We start from the raw sequence: 20,067 nt of genomic DNA, 5'->3' as shown, positions 1-20,067 counted from the left end.
CGTCGACCTCGGTCCCGTCGACCTCGGTCCCGTCGACCTCGGTCCCGTCGACCTCGGTCCCGTCGACCTCGGTCCCGTCGACCTCAGTGCCGTCGACCTCGGTCTCCTCGCCCTCGTCGGCCAGCGTGTTCGGGCCGACGTGCGACTCAGCGAGCGTGACGGACACGCCGTCTTCGACCTCGGGGAGCACGGTCACCTTCGTGGCGGCCACGCTGTACTCCTCGGACACGGCGGCAGCAGGCACTGCGGCGCCGGACTCGGCCTGGTCAGGCTGCACGTTGACCTTGATCGACAGCAGCGACGACAGCGCCTCGCCCAGGCCGTCGGTGAGGTCCTTGACACCCAGCTTGTCGAGCAGGTCGCCCAGACCGCCGCCCAGCTGGTCGCCGAGCAGACCGGTCAGGATGCCACCCAGCACGTCGAACAGCTCGGGCCCGATGAGCTCGGTGTTCGGCGGCAGGCTGTTCAGGTCCTCGAACACCTCGTCGAGGTTGATCCTGATGGTGCCGTTCTTCAGGTCGACGTCGATCCCGTTGGCCTCCGCCTTGGTCATCGCCGCCTGCTGCGACGGCGTCAACCCCTGCGCTCCGAGGCCTCCACCAAGGCCCTCGAGCAGCGGGACGGTGAGGATGAGCTCGCCGCCGGCGATCTCGTAGTCCCGCTCCACCGCGAAGTCGTCCGTGCCGTCCGGCGTCAGGTGCGCTTCGGACGAGACCGCACCCAAGCGCAGGTCGACGTCGGCGATGAGATCGGTGAGCTCGTCACCGATCAGGTCGGACAGGTGGAACGTGGCGTCGCCGGGGAAACCTTCTTCGACGCCAGTGCCGATGCCGCCGTTGTCGGCGACCGCTCCGGTCGCGGCGTGCGACGAAGCGCCCTCTTCGGCGGTCGCCCACTGGTTGACCGCACCCAGCTCGACGATGTCGCTCAGGGGGAGCTGGACCCCTCCGGGGATGTCGAGGTTGATCGAGTCGAGCACCGTGACGTCGACCGGGTTGGCCTCGGTCACCGGCTCCGGGTCACCGAGGTTCTCCACGTCGACACCGGCGAGTTCGGCGATCTCGTCGAGATCGGTGCCGAAGATCTCGCCGTCGAGGAACCGCGCTCCAGAGCGCGATTCATCGCCGTCGGCCGCCGCGGCAGGCGACACCATGCCACCCAACGCGACTACCGGGGCGAAGCCGGCCACGAGCAGCGTACGCGCAGCTCGGCGCCGACCAATAAAAGGTGTTGCAGGCATGCCTTCTCCTCTTGGCATTTGGCGGGCTCCTCCGTGGCCCTCAGATATGCCCTGGCCCACGGAGCGTGATCATGAACTTACAACCGACCAGAAGGTGTGTCTCGTACTTGGCGAATTTGACTTCCACACCACCGACCGCCCATTGGGTGCGCGCGGTGCTTAAACCGTCTAATCGGCCTAATCTCCCGTTTGGGTCGAGCTGGGCGATAGCCGGTCATACCGCCCAAACGGGTGAGAGCGGACATGTCGTCATACTTCGTGACCAACAGACCGGGCGAAACGGACAAATCGATCGGCCATATCGGGCCGCATGCTGCCCAATGGTCTAAACGCTCGGGTAGGTCCATGTGATCGAATCGTTATCTTCGGCTGGCTGTCGTCCCCGCTCACCCCAGACCGCACTTGGCACCTTCGTCGCAGCTCAGAAGTCATGTGGCCGATTCGCGAATCAGCCGTTCGGGGGAGGTTGGTGACGACGGGTTCACCGACCCCGCCCGCGGTGAACCACTCAGTGATGTCCGGCGTCGCGGTGACGGTTCACGGCGTACGCGGCGATCCCACCGGCGAGCACCATGGCCGCCCCCAGGATCAGCAACTGGTTCTGCGCCGCGCCGGTATCCGCCAGAACATCCTGATGACGCTGGTCAGCGCCGTACTCGCCACTACCTACAGTCGATTCGTCGGCCGTAGCAGGAAGGCTCAGCCACATGCCGAAGGCGAGAATCGGCACCAGCGCGAATCCGAGCACCCATACCGGAACTCGCCACCGACGCAAGAACTTCGTGTCTGCCATGCCCGCTCCTCACCCTGGCCCGAAAGTGCCGGTCACACTTCACAAGCAGCGACCACCCGGAACACGCAATGAAGATTCGACGATATCGCCAAACCGACCAGCCGCCAAGGCTTGTCACGTCGGTCGGTGACATTCAGTCAGGAACGTTGACAACTATTACCCGGGTCGTGGTCACCGCCTCAGACATCGGTGCGGTACTTCACGACCTTGGCCGGCACTCCCCCGGCCACCGCGAGATCCGGAATCACGCCTCGAACCACGGCGTGCGCCGCCAGCACACATCCGTGCCCGACCTCGGCGCCGCGCAACACACTGACCTTCGTTCCCAACCAGCAGTCAGGTCCGATGCGTACTGGCGAGGTGACGATGCCCTGGTCCTTGATCGGGATGTCGAGATCGGCGAAGCGATGATCGAAATCCGTCACGTACACGCCGTCGGCCACCAGGGTCGCAGCACCGATCTCGACGTTCAGATAGCACGTCACCGTGTCGTGGCAGCCCAACACCACCTTGTCACCGACGCGAAGCGTTCCCTCATGGGCCATCAGCCGGGTGTGGTCGCCGACGTGGACCCAGCGGCCGAGCACGACGCGCCCGTACCCCGGACGTCCGCGCACGGTCACCCCACGTCCCAGGAACACCATGCCCTCGGTCACGACCTCGGGGTGCAGCAGCCGCAACCGCAGCAGCCGCGCGTACCGAACGAGGTACCACGGGGTCCACGCCCGGTGCCGCAGCACCCAGCCCAGGCTGGCCGGCGTCAGGTAGCGCGCCTGGCGCGGATCGCGCCGCCGTCGGAACCTGCCCCGCACAACAGCCCCAGCCGGTCCCGGGCTACGACGCCGCCGGGCGCAGCCCGGTGATCGAGACGTTGTAGAACAGCTCGTCCGGCACCACGTGGTCGAGCACCCGGTCGACGGCGCACAGCCGCAACCAGCTCTGATAGGCGAAACTCGCCCACCGCCAGCCCAGCCGGTCCGGGTTCAACGCGTGCTCCAGCGTTCGCACCGGCCAGCCGAACCACGCAGCCGTCAGCTCCTCGGTCACCGTCTCGACCTCGCTCAGCCCGGCACGCCGCGCGGTCGCCGCCAGCTCGCCCGGGTCGAACGTGTGCAGGTCGACCACGGCCTCCAGCGCGGCCGCACGCGACGACTCGTCGAGCTCTTCGCGCGGGCGGGCCCAGCGCTTCTCCAACGGCGGCAGATGGGTCACCCGCGTCGCCGCCCACCACGTCGCACGAGACAGCGCCCGCGCGATGCGGTCGCCGTAGCGCGTGGGCTCCCCGCAGATCACCACCCGGCCGCCAGGGCGCAGGACGCGCAGCATCTCGCGGAAGGCGAGTTCGACGTCGGGGATGTGGTGGATGACCGCATGGCCGACGACGATGTCGAACGTGGCGTCGTCGTACGGCAGCTCCTCGGCGTCGGCGACCCGTCCCTCGACCTCGAACCCGAGCTGGCGGGCGTTGCGCTGGGCGGCTTCGACCATGCCGGGCGACAGGTCGGTGACGCAGATCTCGTCGAGGACACCGCCGAGCCGGAGGTTCAGCGAGAAGAAGCCGGTCCCCGCCCCCACCTCGAGCGCCCGCCCGTAGGGCAGGCCGGGCTCGCCGGCCACGGCGGTGAACCGGTCACGCGCGTACGTCACGCACCGCTCGTCGAACGAGATCGACCACTTGTCGTCGTAGGTGTCGGCCTCCCAGTCGTGGTAGAGCACCTGGGCGAGCTTGGTGTCGTGCCACGCCCGTTCGATGTCGTCGTCGCTCACCAGCTCAGCGCCCCTCGAACCGGGCATGACCGGGACCGTTCTCGACGAACGACGTCATCCCGGTGGTGCGATCGGCGGTGGCGAACAGACTGGCGAAGTGCTGCCGCTCGATCGCCAGGCCGGTGTCGAGGTCGACCTCGAGGCCGCGGTCGATGCACTCCTTGGCCGCGCGCAGCGCGTAGGCCGGGCCGTCGGCGAACTTCGCCGCCCAGTCCCGGGCGGCCGGATACACGTCGTCGGGCAGGACGGTGCGGTCGACCAGACCGATGGACAGCGCCTCGTCGGCCGGGACGAACCGTCCGGTGAAGATCAGCTCCTTCGCCCGCGACGGCCCGACCAACCGGGACAGGCGCTGGGTGCCCCCGGCGCCGGGAATGACGCCGAGCAGGATCTCGGGCTGGCCGAGCGTGGCGTTGTCCGCCGCGATGCGTATGTCACAGGCCAGTGCGAGCTCACATCCACCGCCCAAGGCGTACCCGGAGATCGCGGCGACGGTGGGCTTGGGGATGCGGGCCACCGCAGTGAACGCGGCCTGCAACGCTGTCGAGCGGTCGACCATGTCGGTGTAGGACCACTGCGCCATCTCTTTGACGTCGGCGCCCGCCGCGAACACCTTGTCGCCGCCGTAGACCACCACGGCCCGCACGTCGGCACGCTCACTCACCTCGTTCGCCGCAGCGAGCAGGCCGTCTTGCATCTGCGCGTCCAAGGCGTTCATGGGCGGGCGGTCGAGCCTGATCGTCGCGACGCGTTCCTCGACGTCGAGCCGGATATGTGGATGTTCGAACACCTTCGCCCCCATCTCGGATCTGCGACGCTGCCGTCACCTTAGCCGGGTGGCCGGCCACGGTGTCGGTGGAGTAGGACACAATGCCCCGGGTGAGCGAGTCGACTGTTCCCTGGCCCGGGCACTGGACCCCGCTCGGGGCCACCTACGGCGCCGAGTCGACCAATTTCGCGCTGTGGGCGCCGGACGCCGAACGCGTCGAAGTGTGCCTGTTCGACGGCGACGGCGATGGTGAGACCGAGACACGACACACCTTGATCAACCGGACCTTCGACGTGTGGCACGGCCGGGTGCCTGGCGTGCGGCCGGGTACCCGTTACGGCTTCCGCGTCCACGGGCCGTGGGATCCCGCGGCCGGGTTGCGGTTCAACCCGGCCAAACTGCTGGTCGACCCCTACGCTCGCGCCGTCGATGGTGACCTCGTGGCGCACCCGGCCGTGTTCGGCCACCTTCGGCCGTCGCTGGAGGCCGGCGGTGATCCCAGCGTGCGCGACGACCGCGACTCCGCCCCGTACGTCCCCAAGTCCGTGGTCGTCGACGACACCGGGTTCGACTGGGGCGGCGACACCGCGCCTCGCGTGCCGTGGGCCGAGACCGTGCTCTACGAGGCGCACGTGCGCGGATTCACCAAGCGCCATCCCGACATCCCCGACGAACTACGTGGCACGTATGCCGGATTGGCTCACCCCGCCGCCATCGAGCACCTCACCCGGCTCGGCGTCACCACCGTCGAGCTGATGCCGGTGCACCAGTTCGTCAGCGAGCCCGACCTCCAGCACCGCGGCCTGGTCAACTACTGGGGCTACAATTCCCTGGCCTTCTTCGCCCCGCACAACGCCTACGCCGCCACCGGCACCCGAGGTGAGCAGGTATCCGAGTTCAAGTCGATGGTCCGGGCCCTGCACGAGGCCGGCCTCGAAGTCATCATCGACGTCGTCTACAACCACACCGCCGAGCAGGGCGAGGGCGGGCCCACCCTGGCCTATCGCGGCATCGCCAACGACGCCTACTACCACCTCGACCCTGACGACCCGTCGAGCTACGCCGACTACACCGGCACCGGTAACACCTTCCGGGTGGCACACCCTGCCGTACTGGGCCTGGTCATGGACTCGCTGCGGTACTGGGTGGGCGAGATGCACGTCGACGGTTTCCGCTTCGACCTCGCCTCGGCCCTGGCTCGCTCGATGCACGACGTCGACATGCTCGGATCGTTCATGACGGTCATCAATCAGGACCCCATGCTGCGCGAGGCGAAGCTGATCGCCGAGCCGTGGGACGTCGGGCCGGGCGGTTATCAGGTGGGCGAGTTCCCGCACCTGTGGACCGAGTGGAACGACCGCTACCGCAACACCGTGCGCGACTTCTGGCGAGGGATGTCCGGCGGGGTCCACGATCTGGCCTACCGGTTGTCCGGGTCGTCGGACCTGTACGCCGACGACGGCCGCCGGCCGTACTCGTCGATCAATTTCGTCACCGCGCACGACGGCTTCACCATGCGCGACCTGGTCTCCTACGATCACAAGCACAACGAGGCCAACGGTGAAGACAACCGCGACGGCACCGACGACAACCGGTCCTGGAACCATGGCCTGGAAGGTGCCGCCGGTGACGACGACCCGGCCGTCGCCGAGCTGCGCAAGCGGCAGATCCGCAACTTCATGGCCACGTTGTTGCTGTCCACGGGCGTCCCCATGATCACCGCCGGTGACGAGATGTGCCGCACGCAGCACGGCAACAACAATGCCTACTGCCTCGACGACGAGACCACCTGGCTGGACTGGTCGCTGCGGGAGTCCTGCGCCGACCTGTTGGAGTACGTACGCCGGCTGCTGCGCCTGCGCGCCGAGCATCCCGTGGTGCGCCAGCGCCGCTTCTTCGAAGGTGTCCCCCTGGTCGATGGCGGCCGCAAGGACATCGCGTGGTTCGCCCCCTCCGGCGCCGAGATGACCGACGCCGACTGGCACGACGACTCACGCCAGACCTTGGGCATGTTCCTCAACGGTCACGGCATCCGCTCGCGCGGGCCGCACGGCGAGCCGATCGTCGACGACTCGTTCCTGCTCTGGCTGCACGCAGGCGCCGACGACGCCGGCATCACGTTGCCGACCGGCATGTGGCCAAGCGCCTACGAGGTCGTCCTCGACACCGCCGACCGGCACGCCCCCGGCAAGCAGGTCACCCACGGCGAGACCGTCACGATGCTCGGGCGCAGCACCCTGCTCCTGCGCGCGCTCGACTGACGCCGCCCACGTATCAACCTGCCACGAGGTAGGCCGCCTCGATCTCGCGCAGAACGTTCGCCGCGTCGCCCCGGATTCGAGCCGGTGCCACCGGCAGCACGCGCCAGCCCAGAGCGGCGTACGTGGCGCGGCGTTCTTCGGTGCGCTGGGGCGCATCGCCGAACCCGTGCCAGCTACGCGAATCGACCTCGACGACGAGCCGCGCTTCGGGCCAGCACGCGTCCGGCACGATGCCCCGAGCGCCGGGGAGCCGTTGATTCCACCGGGGTTCCGGCAGCACCGTGCTACGGCGGATCAGATCGCGCAGCTCGCATTCCGGCGCCGACCGGCACCCGGCGTCGATGTCGGCCATCGCCTCCCGCATCAGAGCGCCGCCACGACGCGGAGCGGCCCGCACGTGCTCACGCAATGAGGTGAGCGAAACGATCCGGCGCTGAACGACCTCGCACATCAGCGCCCGCGTGTTGCGCAAGGCCATGACTCGATGTGCCCCGCAGTCCGGGCACCCCATCGGGCTGGAACAGGACGGGCGCCACTCCGGTGGCAATCGCTCCGCTCGGACGAGTGTGTCGACCACGGCTCGAGCCGTCGGTGCCATCGGGATGATGCCCGGCCTGGACCACGGCGCCAGCGAGTCGAGGACAACGTCCAATGGCGGGCCGCCCGCCCGCAGGTCGGCCAGTCGTGTGTCGTCGATCCACCATTGCACCGCGGGCGCGCGGTTTGTGCGAACCACGCGGACGAAACCGGCTGATCGGCACCCCGACCCGTGGGTGAGCAGCACGTCCACGTCGTCGCCAGCGGTGGGCCCGTACTTCAACCCGACCATCCAGCACCCCCACGCGCCGGTCACCATCGCGTCGGCACCGGCGTACAACACCGCGGCGCGCAATCGCTGCAGGTCACTGAGGTGCCCAGTGAATGTCGCATACACACCGGTGAGCACCGGCGTCCACGGCCCGCCCGGCCGGATCGCGTGTTTGACGGCGTCAGTGGTCATCCCGGCCGCGAGAGCCTGCTTCCGCGTGATCATTCCGTCTTGCACTCGCGCCAGCCGGCTCGCCCGCTCCAAGGCCATCAGCCGATCTTCGGCGCCCACCTTCGCGCGCGAAAGGGCGAAACAGGATCTGTGGACAACTCATGGTTGGTTGATTTTGGGCGTCATAGCCCCCAAAACCAACCAACCATCACTCGGGTTGGGCAGCTATTCGGGTAGGGCGGCCAGGCCCATCTCCGCTTGGGCGCTGAGGAGCTCATGCCGGGGAACGACGCGGACGGTGTAGCCGAACGCGCCGGCGCGGTCCAGCTCGACGGTGCCGTCGAAGTGCATGCCGTCGGGGCCGGGTTCGCCCGGGGTCATCCGGGTGACGTGGGGTTCGCGCAGCACGTCGTTCTCGTCCACAGGCCCGTGCACGATCTGGACGTCCACGTCGTCCGGGGTCAACTCGCCCAGGGACACGAAGGCCCGCAGTCGCAGCGTCTGCCCCCGCTCGACGGTGTCGGCGGTGGTGCTCTCGACGTGCCGGACGGCCACGCCGGGCCACGCCTGCTGGACGCGGCGTTTCCACTCGGCCAGGCTCATCGCGCCGGCGAAGTCGGCGTTGAGCCGGCGCCCGGACGACGCCGCGGGCTTGTACAGATTCTCGACGTACTCACGCACCATGCGGGTGGCCTGAACTTTCGGCCCCAGCATGGTCAGGGTGTGGCGCAGCAGGTCCACCCAGCCACGCGGGATGCCCTCGCCGTCGACGTCGTAGTAGCGCGGCGTGACCTCGTTCTCGATCAGGTCGTACAGCGCCGCCGCTTCGAGGTCGTCACGGTGGTCCGGGTCGGCGATGCCCTCGGCCGACGGGATCTCCCACCCGTTGGACCCGTCGAACCACTCGTCCCACCAACCGTCGCGGATGGAGAGGTTGAGCGCGCCGTTGAGCGCCGCTTTCATGCCCGAGGTCCCGCACGCCTCGTAGGGGCGCAGCGGGTTGTTGAGCCATACGTCGCAGCCCGGGTAGAGGGTGCGCGCCATGGCGATGCCGTAGTCGGGCAGGAACACGATCCGGTGGCGCACTTCCGGGTCGTCGGTGAACTCGACCATCTGCTGGATCAGTCGCTTACCGCCGTCGTCGGCCGGGTGCGCCTTGCCGGCGATGACGATCTGCACCGGACGCTCGGGGTCGAGCAGCAGGGATTTCAGCCGGTCGCGGTCGCGCAGCATCAGAGTGAGCCGCTTGTACGACGGCACGCGGCGCGCGAAGCCGATGGTCAGCACGTCGGGATCGAGGGCGTCGTCGATCCAGCCGAGCTCGGCGTCACCGGCGCCCCGCGTGCGCCACGAAGCGCGTAGCCGCTCCCGCGCCTCGGTGACCAGCCGCTCGCGCAACAGCCGCTTCACCGCCCAGATGTCGGCGTCGGTCACCGTCGTCGCCGAGGCGTGCCACCCGCCGTAGGAGATGGCACGCTCCTCCAGCTCGAACACCTCCGGCGCCACCCACGTGGGCGCGTGCACGCCGTTGGTGACGGATCCGATGGGTAGTTCGTGTTCGTCGAACGACGGCCACAGCCCGGCGAACATCGTCCGGCTGACGTCACCGTGCAACGTGCTGACGCCGTTGGAGCGTTGCGCCAAGCGCAGCCCCATGACCGCCATGTTGAACACGTGCGGATCGCCGCCCTCGTAGTCTTCGGCGCCCAGCGCCAGCACCTGGTCCACCGGGAGACTCGAGCCGGCGGCATCGGCACCGAAGTACTCCTCGAGCAGCTCGCGCGGGAACCGGTCGATACCGGCCGGCACCGGCGTATGGGTCGTGAACACCGTCCCCGCGCGGGTGCACTCCAGCGCAGCTTCGAAGCTCAGGCCATGGTCGTCGACGAACTCTCTGATGCGTTCGAGACCCAGGAAGCCCGCGTGACCCTCGTTGGTGTGGAACACCTCCGGCGCCGGGGTGCCGGTGATGCGGCAGTAGGCACGGATCGCGCGCACGCCGCCGATGCCCAGGAGCAGCTCTTGCCGCAGCCGGTGTTCGCCGCTGCCGCCGTACAGCCGGTCGGTGACGTCGCGGACGTCCGGGGCGTTCTCCTCGATGTAGGAGTCCAGCATCAGCAGTGGCACCCGCCCGACCTGCGCGACCCAGACCGCGGCCCCGAGGCTGCGATGGCCGGGCAGCGCGATGTCGATCCGCACGGCCGTGCCGTCGGGTTCGCGCAGCCGGGTCAGCGGCAGGCTGTCGGGATCGACGACGGGGTACCGCTCCTGCTGCCAGCCCTCGCGCGACAGCGACTGGACGAAGTAGCCGTGCCGGTAGAGCAGCCCGACGCCGATGATCGGCACGCCGAGATCGCTGGCGGCTTTGAGGTGGTCGCCGGCCAGGATGCCGAGCCCGCCGGAGTACTGGGGCAGGACGTGGGTCAGGCCGTACTCCGGCGAGAAGTAGGCGATGCCGGCCGGCGCCTCGCCGTCGGCGTCCTGATACCAACGCGGCTCGGCCAGGTACTGCTGCAGGTCCTCGTGAGCAGCCCGGACCCGCCCGAGGAAGGCCTGGTCGCTGGCCAGCTCGGTGAGCCGCTCCGGCGATACCTCGCCCAACAGCCGGACCGGGTCGTGGCCGACGTCGTCCCAGCCGCGCGGGTCGATGCTCGCGAACAGCTCTTGCGTCGGCTGATGCCAGGACCAGCGCAGGTTGGTGATCAGCTCACCGAGCGGTTCCAGCGGCTCGGGAAGCACGGTCCGGACCAGGAGGCGTCGGATGGCTCGCACTCGCTCACGGTATCCGGTCGTGGCCGAGCAGCCGATCCGATGCCGAGACCGGCGTGTGACGCATCTCGCATCACGCTTTCCCACCGTCACCGACCGCCGGGTGACCGCCACCCCAACAGGGACGAAACGCCCAGCGCACACACGTACTGATGCGTTTCAGCAGTGCGGGCGTGACGCCGTTGTCACGCAGTGTGACTCGTGGCGTCGTGCACGGCAGAAAAGATGATCACGAAGGTGGCCGAAGGGGTTGGCCTTACGGCGGTCTCGGATGAATACTGTTCGCCGGGCACACCCCGCCCCGAAAACGTCTGCGTCACCTTCGCTTCCCACATACTTCGCAAATTCAGATGATCTCTCACTTGCCGTATCCGCTGCTGCCTGCGTGCACGATGCGTCAGCGCCCAGCAGCGGCCGATCGTCCACGTCCGTCACGAGAGGCGACTGTGTTCATCGACTCGCCCGCGCCGAGCCCGGCCTCGCCCGGCAGGCGCCTACCATCGAATGGTGTCGGCCATGACTGAAATGCCCGCGGTCCCGGCTCCGGCCCAGCCCGGGTCGATCATTCCTGCGCGCGGCACCGACCCGGAGTGGTTCAAGCGCGCGGTGTTCTACGAGGTGCTGGTCCGCTCGTTCAAGGACTCCGACGGCGACGGCACCGGCGACCTGCGTGGCCTCACCCAGAAGCTCGACTACTTGCACTGGCTGGGTGTCGACTGCGTGTGGCTACCGCCGTTCTTCCCGTCTCCGCAGCGCGACGGCGGCTACGACGTCGCCAACTACAAGGACGTCGCGCCCGAGTTCGGCACGCTCGAGGACTTCTCCACGTTCGTCGACGAAGCGCACCGGCGTGGCATGCGGGTCATGACCGACCTCGTCATGAACCACACCAGCGACATGCATCCGTGGTTCCAGGCTTCCCGCGAAGACCCCGACGGTGAGTTCGGCGACTTCTACGTCTGGGCCGACGACGACACCGGCTACCCGGACGTGCGCATCATCTTCAGCGACACCGAGTCGTCGAACTGGACCTTCGACCCGGTGCGCAAGCAGTACTTCTGGCACCGCTTCTTCAGTCACCAGCCGGACCTGAACTACGAGAACCCGGCGGTGCACGAGGCGATGCTCGACGTCGTGCGGTTCTGGCTCGACCTCGGTGTCGACGGGTTCCGCCTCGACGCGGTGACCTACCTGTACGAGAAGGAGGGCACCAACGGCGAGAGCCTGCCCGAGACCCACGCCTTCTTGAAGAAGGTCCGCAAGGTCATGGACGACGAGTACCCCGACACCGTGCTGCTGTGCGAGGCCAACCAGTGGCCGAGCGAGGTCGTGGAGTACTTCGGTGACCCCGACGTCGGTGGCGACGAGTGCCACATGGCCTTCCACTTCCCGGTGATGCCGCGCATCTTCATGGCGGTGCGCCGGGAGTCGCGCTACCCCATCAGCGAGATCATGGCGCAGACACCGAGCATCCCCTCCGGCTGTCAGTGGGGCATCTTCCTGCGTAACCACGACGAGCTGACCCTCGAGATGGTCACCGACGAGGAACGCGACTACATGTGGTCCGAGTACGCCAAGGACCCGCGGATGAAGGCCAATCTGGGCATCCGCCGGCGGCTGGCGCCCCTGCTCGAGAACGACATGAACCAGATCAAGCTGTTCAACGCGCTGTTGCTGTCGTTGCCGGGTTCACCGGTGCTCTACTACGGCGACGAGATCGGCATGGGCGACAACATCTGGCTGGGCGACCGCGACGCCGTGCGCACGCCGATGCAGTGGACGCCGGATCGCAACTCCGGGTTCTCCACGGCCGACCCGGGTCGGCTGAACCTGCCGGTCATCATGGACGCGGTGTACGGCTACCAGGTCACCAACGTCGAGAGCCAGATGGCGAACAAGTCGTCGTTGCTGCACTGGACCCAGCGGATGATCGAGGTCCGCAAGCAGAATCCGGCCTTCGGCCTGGGCGACTTCATCGACCTGGGCGGTTCCAACCCGACGGTGCTCAGCTACATCCGGTCCTTCGGCGACGACATCGTCCTGTGCGTCAACAACCTGTCGCGCTTCCCCCAGCCGGTGGAGCTCGATCTGCGGCGTTATGAGGGCATGCAGCCCATCGAGTTGCTGGGCAGTGTGCGGTTCCCACCGATCGGTGAGCTGCCGTACCTGCTGACCGTCGGCTCGCACGGGTTCTACTGGTTCCGGCTGGCGCATCTGCCACAGGAGTCGATGCCGTGACGAGCGACGACGATCTCCGTGCAGCAGTGGAGCTGCTGCCCGGCTGGCTGCCCCGGCAGTACTGGTTCGCCGGCGACACGTCCGCCGGCTTGCAGGTCCGGGTGGCTTCGGCCACCCTGCTCGCCGACGGCGACGACTTGCGGTTGTGGCACGTGCTGATCGAGGCCACCCAGCCGACGGGGAGCGACATCTACCAGGTGCCGCTGTCGATTCGCCGGTGGCCGGTCGACCGGCTCGACCACGTCCACGTCGGTCACGTCGATGCCGGGCACGTGTACGACGCGCTGCACGACAAGGACGCCACGGCGATCTTGCTGCGGTGCTTCCACGATCCCGACCGCTACCGGCCCGCCCTGCACTTCCACGTCGGTGACGACGTCGAGCTGCCCGTCGACGAGCCGTCGCTGATGCTCTCCGGCGAGCACCGCAATGCCAACCTCGCCTACGGTGACACGGCATTGCTGAAGGTCTTCCGCCACGTGGTCCCGGGGCTGAATCCGGACGTCGAAATCCACCGAGCGCTGACCGACGCCGGCTGCGATCTGGTGGCGCCGCTGTTCGGGTGGATCGACGGGTCCTGGACGGATTCGACCGGGCGCGTCGAAGAGGCCAGCCTGGCGATGGTCCGCGAGTTTCTCACCACCGCCTCCGACGGGTGGGCGCTGGCCACGGCGAGCGTGCGTGACTTGTACGCCGAGGGCGACCTGCACGCCGACGAGGTGGGTGGCGACTTCGCCGCCGAGGCCTACCGGCTCGGCATGGCCACCGCGCGGGTGCACGAGACGATGGCCGAGGTCCTGCCCACCGGCACGCTCGGCGCCGACGGCCTTGCCGGCACCGCCGAGGCCATGAATCAGCGCCTCGACACCGCCCTGGGCGTCGTCCCCGAGCTCGAGCCGTTCGCCGCCGAGCTACGCAAGCACTACGACGTCCTGCGCGAGAACACCGGGCCGGTCGCGGTCCAGCGCATCCATGGCAGTCTGCACCTCGGCCAGGCACTGCGGACCGTGCTGGGCTGGAAGCTCATCGACTTCGAGGGCGATGCGGGTGTCCCGGCCGACGAGCGCCGCGCGCTGTACTCACCGCTGCGCGACATCGCGCACATGATGCGCTCGTTCGACTACGCCGCGCAGCACCTGCTGGTCACCGACCATCCGCCCGAGGACCCCACGCACGACCAGATCGCCTACCGGGCCGGTGAGTGGGCCCAGCGCAACGGCGAAGCCTTCTGCGCCGGTTACGCCGCCGCTTCGCAGACCGACCCACGCGCTGATGCCGATCTGCTGCGCGCCTACGAGACCGATCAGGCCGTCCACGAGGCCATGTACGAGGCGCGCTACCGCCCCAGTTGGCTGCCCATCCCGCTGGCCGCGATCGAGCGACTGGCCGAGTCCACCTGAGCCACGCCTGCACAGGCACTACGCTCGACGGATGATCGATGCGCGCCAGCTGCTGGGCGAGGTCGACCTTCATCTCATCGGTGAAGGCCGGCACGAGCGGCTGTGGGACGTCCTCGGCGCCCATCCGGGCATCGTCGACGGCGCGGCGGGCACGACGTTCACCGTGTGGGCGCCGAAGGCGCGCGACGTCCGGGTGCGCGGCACGTTCAACGGCTGGGACGGCGACGGCCGAGCGTTGACGCCGCTGGGCGGCGGCGTGTGGGGAACGTTCGTCGAGGGCGTCGGTGAGGGTGAGCTGTACAAGTTCATGGTCCACGGCGCCGACGGGGTGTGGCGCGACAAGGCCGACCCGATGGCGTTCCGGACCGAGGTTCCCCCGGCCCAGGCGTCGATCGTGCATCGCTCGTCGTACGAGTGGACCGACGCCGACTGGCTCGAGTACCGCTCGGCCCGGCCGGCGCATGCCGAGCCGATGTCGATCTACGAGGTGCATCTGGGCTCGTGGCGGCGCGGGCTGGGCTATCGCGAGCTCGCGGTGGAGTTGGCCGACTACGTCACGCGGCTGGGGTTCACCCATGTCGAGCTGTTGCCGGTGGCCGAGCACCCGTTCGGCGGCTCCTGGGGGTACCAGGTCACCTCCTACTACGCCCCGACGGCACGGTTCGGCTCGCCGGACGACTTCAAGTTCTTCGTCGACACGCTGCATCGAGCCGGTGTCGGGGTCATCTTGGACTGGGTGCCGGCGCATTTCCCCCGCGACGACTGGGCCCTGGCCCGCTTCGACGGCACGCCGCAGTACGAGCACCCTGATCCGCGCCGCGGCGAGCACCCCGACTGGGGCACCTACGTGTTCGACTACGGCCGTCCGGAGGTGCGCAATTTCCTGGTCGCCAACGCGTTGTTCTGGCTGGACGAGTATCACGTCGACGGGCTGCGCTTCGACGCCGTCGCCTCGATGCTCTACCTCGACTACTCGCGCGACGAAGGCTCCTGGCTGCCGAACGCGCACGGCGGCCGCGAGAACCTCGACGCCATCGCGTTCCTGCAAGAGGCCAACGCGACCGCCTACCGCAGCGTCCCCGGCATCGTCACCATCGCCGAGGAATCCACCTCCTGGCCCGGAGTCACCAAGCCCACCCATCTCGGTGGGCTCGGCTTCGGCCTGAAGTGGAACATGGGCTGGATGCACGACTCACTCACGTACCTGGCGAACGATCCCATCTACCGGCAGTACCACCATCACCAGATGACGTTCTCGATGATGTACGCGTTCAGCGAGAACTTCGTGCTGCCGCTGTCGCACGACGAGGTCGTGCACGGCAAGGGGTCGCTGTGGACCAAGATGCCCGGTGACGCGTGGCGCAAGGCCGCGACCCTGCGCGCGTTCTTCGCGTTCATGTGGGCACACCCGGGCAAGCAACTGCTGTTCATGGGTGGTGAATTCGGCCAGGAACGCGAGTGGGCCGAATCTCGCGAGCTCGACTGGCCGCTGCTCGAACAGCCCGACCGGGCTGGCCTGCAGCACTTGGTCGCCGACCTGAACCGGTCCTACCGCCTGACTCCGGCGTTGTGGCGGCTGGATTCCGATCCTGCGGGATTCGAGTGGATCGACGCCAACGACGCCACCGGCAACGTGTTCTCGTTCCTCCGCCATGACGACACCGGGCAGACCCTGGCCTGCGTCGCCAACTTCTCCGCGCTCCCGCACGAGAACTACCGGCTGGGCCTGCCTTCGACGGGGCCGTGGGCCGAGGTCATCAACACCGACGCCGAGGTATACGGCGGCTCCGGGGTCGGCAACCTCGGCCGAATCGAGGCGACCGCGACGCCGTGGCACGGCCGACCGGCCTCGGCGACGCTGCGGCTACCGCCGCTGGGCGCCCTCTGGCTCCGTCCAGACCCGCCCGGCGCTACTTGACGGTGCCGGCGGTCAGCCCGCTGACGAAATGCTTGGTGGCCAGGGCGAAGGCGATGAACACCGGCAGCACCCCGATGGTGGTTCCGAGCATCACCGCGGAGACGTCCGAGCCGCCGCCCACCGAGGAGTTGAGGTGGTTCAGCGCGAGCGGGAGCGTGAACTTGTCGGAGTCGTTCAGGATGATCAACGGCATCAGGAAGCTGCTCCAGTTCATCATGAACGTCCACACGGCGAGGGCGGCCAGCCCGGGCCGGATGAGCGGGAGCACGATGCGCCAGTAGATCCACAGGTCACCGGCGCCGTCGATCCGCCCGGCGTCGTAGAGATCCACCGGGATGGTCGCGTCGATCACCTGCCGCATCCAGAACACGGCGAAGCCGCTGGCCGCGCTGGTGAGGATCAGCGGCCAGTAGGTGTCGATCCAGCCCAGCCATCGCATCTCCACGAACCACGGAATCAGTCCGGCCGCGGGTGGGATGAAGATCGTGAGCAGGACCGATCCGTACAGGAACCGGTGCCCGGGCGCGTTGCGGAACCGCGAGAACCCGTACCCGGCCAGCGAACTGACCAGCAACACCACCACGGTGTTGAACACCGCCACGTAGACGCTGTTGCCGACGACCCGGAAGATGTCCAGAGCCTGTTGCAGGCGGTCGAAGTTGTCCGCCACGAACGCCCCCGGCACCAACGGCGGCGGGAACTTGAAGACCTCGCTGTTGGACTGCGTGGCCAGGACCGCCATCCAGTAGAGCGGGAAGACGTACACCACGGTGGTCAGCGCGACAGCGATCGTCATGACCACCCGCGGCAGTCGCCGTCCGACGTCATTCATTTCTCACCTCACTCCCTTCAGACCTGACGGCGCAGCGTCCTGATGTTGATGGCGGAGAACACGAGAATCAGCGCGAAGATGACGTACGACGTCGCCGACGCCAGCCCGAACCGGAAGTCCTGGAACGCCGACTGGTAGAGATACGTCCCCAGCACCTGGGCGGAGTTCCCGGTGCCGTACGTGCCGTTGGTGAGCACGTACGGCTCGTCGAACAGCTGGAAGGCGCCCACCGTCGACGAGATCGCGCTGTACAGGATGAACGGGATCATCAACGGCAGCGTGATGCGGAAGAACACCTGCCACTCGCCGGCTCCGTCCACCCGCGCGGCGCTGTAGAGCTCGCGTGGCACCGCCTGCAGCCCGGCCATGAAGATGATCAGGTGCCACCCGGTCCACCGCCACGTGAGCAGCAGGATGATCAACGGCTTGATCCACACCGGTGAGTCGGTCCAGTCGAAGATGACCCGCTCCCCCGAGACGAAGCTCAAGAAGGCGTTCACGATGCCGCTGTGTGAGGAGAACATGACGCTGGCGATGATGCCGGTGACCGCCGGTGCCACCAGCAACGGGAACAGGAAGACGACCCGGAAGAAGCCTCTGCCCACCAGCACGTACTCGCTGATCAGATACGCCAGCCCGAAGGCGACCGTCATGGTGAGCAGGGTGGAGCCCACCCAGATGTAGACGGTGTTCCAGATCGCGGTGCGAAAGACCGGGTCTTCGAACAGGATGGCGTAGTTCTGCAGCCCCACGAATTCCGGGTCGCTCAGCCCGTCCCACTTCACGAAGCTCACGAGCAACGACGCGACGATGGGGAACGCACCGAAGATCGCGAAGAGCAGGAAGAACGGCGACACGCTGGTGTAGAAGGCGCCATTCTGGCGCATCCGGGCCCAGCGAGTCAGGCGCGGCTGGTTGCCAGGCTGCGGCTCGCTGCGCGCCGGCGCCTCGACGATGCTGTGTTGAGTGCTCATCGCCTCAGCCGGCCCGGCCGGCGACCCGCTCCTGCACCGCATCGAGCGCGCTCTGGATGTCGGTGCCCTTGCGCAGGACCTCGTTGACGGCGTCGGTCAGGGTGTCACGGGCGTCGACGTCGTTCTCGTTCGTGATCGGCGGCTTCATCTCCTCCGACACGGCGGCGAACACCTCGTTGACGTTCTGGCCGGCGTAGAAGTCGTCGGGCTGGTTCATCCAGTCCTCCTCCAGCGCCGGCTGCCACGCCGGGTAGAGGTCGATCTCCTGATACATGGGGCGCAGGCTGTCGGTGTCTTGAGTGACGAACTTGATGAACTCCCACGCTGTGGCCTTGTTCTGGCTCGTCTCGAGGATGCCGATGAAGTCACCGCCGCTGTTGAACGCCGACGTGCCGCCGGAGGCCGGCGGGAAGGTCACGCCCCACAGACCTGCGGTGTCCGGGCCGTACAGGTTCTTGACGTTCCCACCGAACCAGTTGCCGATCAGGTATGCGGCCACCGTGCCGTTCTGCACGGTCGCGCCCCACTCCTGGCTCCAGATCTCGAACGGCGAGATGAGTCCGGCGTCGTGCGCCCGCTTGGCATACTCGACCGCCTCGGCCATCTCGGGGGTGTTCAGCTGCGGCTCGCCGGCCTCATTGAAGTACGACAGCCCGCCCTGCCCGATGATCGCCTGGACGATGGCCATCGGTGTGTCGACGAGCCAGCGCTCGTCGGGAATGGCGACCTTCGCGCCTTCGGCCAGGAAGTCGTCCCACGTCTTGAAGGCCTCGTTGACCTGGTCCGGCTCCGTGGGCAGGCCGACCTCTTCGAAGATGTCGCGGCGGTAGAACATGCCCGCCGGTCCGGTGTTCTTGGGCAGGGCGAAGACCTTGCCTTCGTCGTCGAGGACGTAGCCCCAGCCGAAGTCGGCGTACTGATCGGCGAACTGCCCCGCGTCGTAGGGCTCGGCGGCCAGGTCAACGAACCCGGGCTTGCCCTTGAAGTTCGCCACGTTCGTGATCTCGATCATCGCGACGTCGGGACCGGCACCGGCGCTCAGCGAACTGAGCAGCTTGGTGGCGTATTCGTCGCCGGCGAAGATCTCGACGTTCACGGTGGTGCCGGGGTTCTTCTCCTCGAAGATCTTGAACGTCTCTTCGAACAGATCCGCCCACGTCCACACCGTGAGCTCACCGCCGACTTCGCCGTCGGCCCCGGCGTCGGCGGCGGTGTCGTTGCTGCATCCGCCGATCAGGGCCGCAGCGCCCAAGCCGGCGCTCGCCGTCAGGAACCGTCGCCGGCTCAGGGCGTTGTGTGTACCAAACATCGCTGTCACTCCTTTGTGCTGCTCACAGGGCCGTTCTCGGGCTGGCGCAACGCCTTGAGATCCAGGTGCGCCCGGTCCAGAAGCACCCGCATCGCCCGCTCGGCCTGGTCGGGTTGTTGATCTCGCACGGCATCGAGAACGGCGCGGTGACTCGGTACCGGGTCCTCGCCGGGTCCCGCGGTGTGCACGAGCCGGTCTCGTTCGGCCAGACCGGTCTCGATCACCACCTCCATGCGCACGAGCAGTTCGTTGTGGGTAGCCGCCAGCAGCGCCCGGTGAAACGCCAGATCGACGTCGACCTCGACCGCCGGATCGCCACGGGCCGCGGCCATGTCCTCGAGCAGTGCGGCCAGCGCCGCGGCTTCGTCGTCGTGCCGTCGCTGGGCGGCCAGCCGCGCGGCCGCGGGTTCGACCACCTCGCGGACTTCGTGCACCTGATCCAGGAAGGCATCGTCGCTGCGCTCAGCGAACTGCCAGCGGATCACGTCGGCGTCGAGCAGGTACCAGTCCGTGCGGGGGCGCACGTAGGTCCCGCGCTTCTGCCGGGCATCGACCAACCCCTTGGCCGCCAGGACCTTCAGCGCCTCGCGCACCGCGGCCCGGCTGACGCCGAGCTCAGCCTCCAGCGCGGCCACGTCGATGGTCTCGTGCTCGGCCAGCACTCCGGACAGCACGCGCCCGGCGAGCTCGCGCACCGTTTGCCCGTGCACTCCCCTGGGCGAGTAGCCGGCCACGCAGGTCCCCTCTGTGTCGGCGGACGAAGGCTCGATCTCGAAAGTTCTCAGTGACTGTATAACAAGACATTATTTATGACTACA

At 67.9% G+C, this 20,067-nt stretch carries 15 protein-coding genes; 4 read left to right on the top strand and 11 right to left on the bottom strand.

What is annotated here, in order from left to right; translation table 11 throughout:
- The 5 genes from M6444_RS14715 to M6444_RS14695 form a co-directional block, all read right to left on the bottom strand.
- A partial coding sequence (locus M6444_RS14715; RefSeq protein WP_298328838.1) for a choice-of-anchor G family protein occupies positions 1–1,240 on the bottom strand: 1,240 nt, incomplete at its 3' end.
- A 508-nt stretch (positions 1,241–1,748) separates the two neighbouring features.
- Positions 1,749–2,033 (bottom strand): LPXTG cell wall anchor domain-containing protein, encoded by a 285-nt coding sequence (locus M6444_RS14710; protein ID WP_298328836.1) that lies wholly within the window; start codon positions 2,031–2,033, stop codon positions 1,749–1,751.
- Positions 2,034–2,212: 179 nt separating this feature from the next.
- Positions 2,213–2,845 carry an acyltransferase gene (locus M6444_RS14705; protein ID WP_298328833.1) on the bottom strand — a complete coding sequence of 211 codons (633 nt, stop codon included), beginning with the start codon at positions 2,843–2,845 and terminating at the stop codon, positions 2,213–2,215.
- Positions 2,846–2,867: 22 nt separating this feature from the next.
- Positions 2,868–3,827 (bottom strand): class I SAM-dependent methyltransferase, encoded by a 960-nt coding sequence (locus tag M6444_RS14700; RefSeq protein WP_298328830.1) that lies wholly within the window; start codon positions 3,825–3,827, stop codon positions 2,868–2,870.
- On the bottom strand, positions 3,805–4,590 hold the full coding sequence (locus M6444_RS14695) for an enoyl-CoA hydratase-related protein (protein ID WP_298328827.1): 786 nt from the start codon (positions 4,588–4,590) through the stop codon (positions 3,805–3,807). The genes M6444_RS14700 and M6444_RS14695 overlap by 23 nt, the downstream gene beginning before the upstream one ends.
- Before the next feature lie 89 nt (positions 4,591–4,679).
- On the opposite strand from M6444_RS14695, the gene glgX reads away from it, so the two are divergent.
- The gene (gene glgX, locus M6444_RS14690; RefSeq protein ID WP_298328825.1) at positions 4,680–6,830 is read left to right on the top strand and encodes a glycogen debranching protein GlgX; all 2,151 of its coding nucleotides are present in this window, start codon (positions 4,680–4,682) and stop codon (positions 6,828–6,830) included.
- Positions 6,831–6,843: 13 nt separating this feature from the next.
- On the opposite strand, the gene M6444_RS14685 is transcribed toward glgX, so the two are convergent.
- On the bottom strand, positions 6,844–7,908 hold the full coding sequence (locus M6444_RS14685) for a hypothetical protein (protein ID WP_298328823.1): 1,065 nt from the start codon (positions 7,906–7,908) through the stop codon (positions 6,844–6,846).
- A 126-nt stretch (positions 7,909–8,034) separates the two neighbouring features.
- Positions 8,035–10,581 carry an alpha-glucan family phosphorylase gene (gene glgP / locus M6444_RS14680; RefSeq protein WP_298328820.1) on the bottom strand — a complete coding sequence of 849 codons (2,547 nt, stop codon included), beginning with the start codon at positions 10,579–10,581 and terminating at the stop codon, positions 8,035–8,037.
- Positions 10,582–11,103: 522 nt separating this feature from the next.
- Here glgP and treS point away from each other — a divergent pair.
- From treS to glgB, 3 genes are read left to right on the top strand one after another with little or no spacing between them, the layout of a single operon-like run.
- On the top strand, positions 11,104–12,816 hold the full coding sequence (gene treS / locus M6444_RS14675; RefSeq protein WP_363326381.1) for a maltose alpha-D-glucosyltransferase: 1,713 nt from the start codon (positions 11,104–11,106) through the stop codon (positions 12,814–12,816).
- Positions 12,813–14,216: a hypothetical protein gene (locus M6444_RS14670; RefSeq protein WP_298328814.1), complete on the top strand. Its 1,404-nt coding sequence runs from the start codon at positions 12,813–12,815 to the stop codon at positions 14,214–14,216. The genes treS and M6444_RS14670 overlap by 4 nt, the downstream gene beginning before the upstream one ends.
- A 31-nt stretch (positions 14,217–14,247) precedes the next feature.
- Entirely contained in the window at positions 14,248–16,134 is a 1,887-nt protein-coding gene (glgB, locus tag M6444_RS14665) for a 1,4-alpha-glucan branching protein GlgB (protein WP_298328812.1), read from the top strand.
- Here glgB and M6444_RS14660 read toward each other — a convergent pair.
- From M6444_RS14660 to M6444_RS14645, 4 genes are read right to left on the bottom strand one after another with little or no spacing between them, the layout of a single operon-like run.
- Positions 16,127–16,966 carry a carbohydrate ABC transporter permease gene (locus M6444_RS14660; protein ID WP_298328810.1) on the bottom strand — a complete coding sequence of 280 codons (840 nt, stop codon included), beginning with the start codon at positions 16,964–16,966 and terminating at the stop codon, positions 16,127–16,129. The genes glgB and M6444_RS14660 overlap by 8 nt on opposite strands.
- A gap of 17 nt (positions 16,967–16,983) precedes the next feature.
- Positions 16,984–17,940 (bottom strand): sugar ABC transporter permease, encoded by a 957-nt coding sequence (locus M6444_RS14655; RefSeq protein ID WP_298328807.1) that lies wholly within the window; start codon positions 17,938–17,940, stop codon positions 16,984–16,986.
- A gap of 4 nt (positions 17,941–17,944) precedes the next feature.
- Entirely contained in the window at positions 17,945–19,249 is a 1,305-nt protein-coding gene (locus M6444_RS14650) for an extracellular solute-binding protein (RefSeq protein ID WP_298328805.1), read from the bottom strand.
- A gap of 5 nt (positions 19,250–19,254) precedes the next feature.
- Positions 19,255–19,983 (bottom strand): FCD domain-containing protein, encoded by a 729-nt coding sequence (locus M6444_RS14645; protein WP_298328802.1) that lies wholly within the window; start codon positions 19,981–19,983, stop codon positions 19,255–19,257.
- Between the last annotated feature and the right edge of the window lie 84 nt (positions 19,984–20,067).

The sequence above is a fragment of the Haloactinopolyspora sp. genome (genome assembly GCF_027324685.1).
GTDB lineage: Bacteria > Actinomycetota > Actinomycetes > Jiangellales > Jiangellaceae > Haloactinopolyspora.
This window is presented reverse-complemented; position numbering and strand designations above follow the sequence as displayed.

What these genes read in the sequence shown, in the direction of transcription:
- M6444_RS14660 (WP_298328810.1), bottom strand. Translation starts at nt 16,966, where the DNA reads ATGAATGACGTCGGACGGCGACTGCCGCGGGTGGTCATGACGATCGCT.
- M6444_RS14700 (WP_298328830.1), bottom strand. Translation starts at nt 3,827, where the DNA reads ATGCCCGGTTCGAGGGGCGCTGAGCTGGTGAGCGACGACGACATCGAA.
- M6444_RS14685 (WP_298328823.1), bottom strand. Translation starts at nt 7,908, where the DNA reads ATGGCCTTGGAGCGGGCGAGCCGGCTGGCGCGAGTGCAAGACGGAATG.
- treS (WP_363326381.1), top strand. Translation starts at nt 11,104, where the DNA reads ATGCCCGCGGTCCCGGCTCCGGCCCAGCCCGGGTCGATCATTCCTGCG.
- M6444_RS14710 (WP_298328836.1), bottom strand. Translation starts at nt 2,033, where the DNA reads ATGGCAGACACGAAGTTCTTGCGTCGGTGGCGAGTTCCGGTATGGGTG.
- glgB (WP_298328812.1), top strand. Translation starts at nt 14,248, where the DNA reads ATGATCGATGCGCGCCAGCTGCTGGGCGAGGTCGACCTTCATCTCATC.
- M6444_RS14655 (WP_298328807.1), bottom strand. Translation starts at nt 17,940, where the DNA reads ATGAGCACTCAACACAGCATCGTCGAGGCGCCGGCGCGCAGCGAGCCG.
- M6444_RS14650 (WP_298328805.1), bottom strand. Translation starts at nt 19,249, where the DNA reads ATGTTTGGTACACACAACGCCCTGAGCCGGCGACGGTTCCTGACGGCG.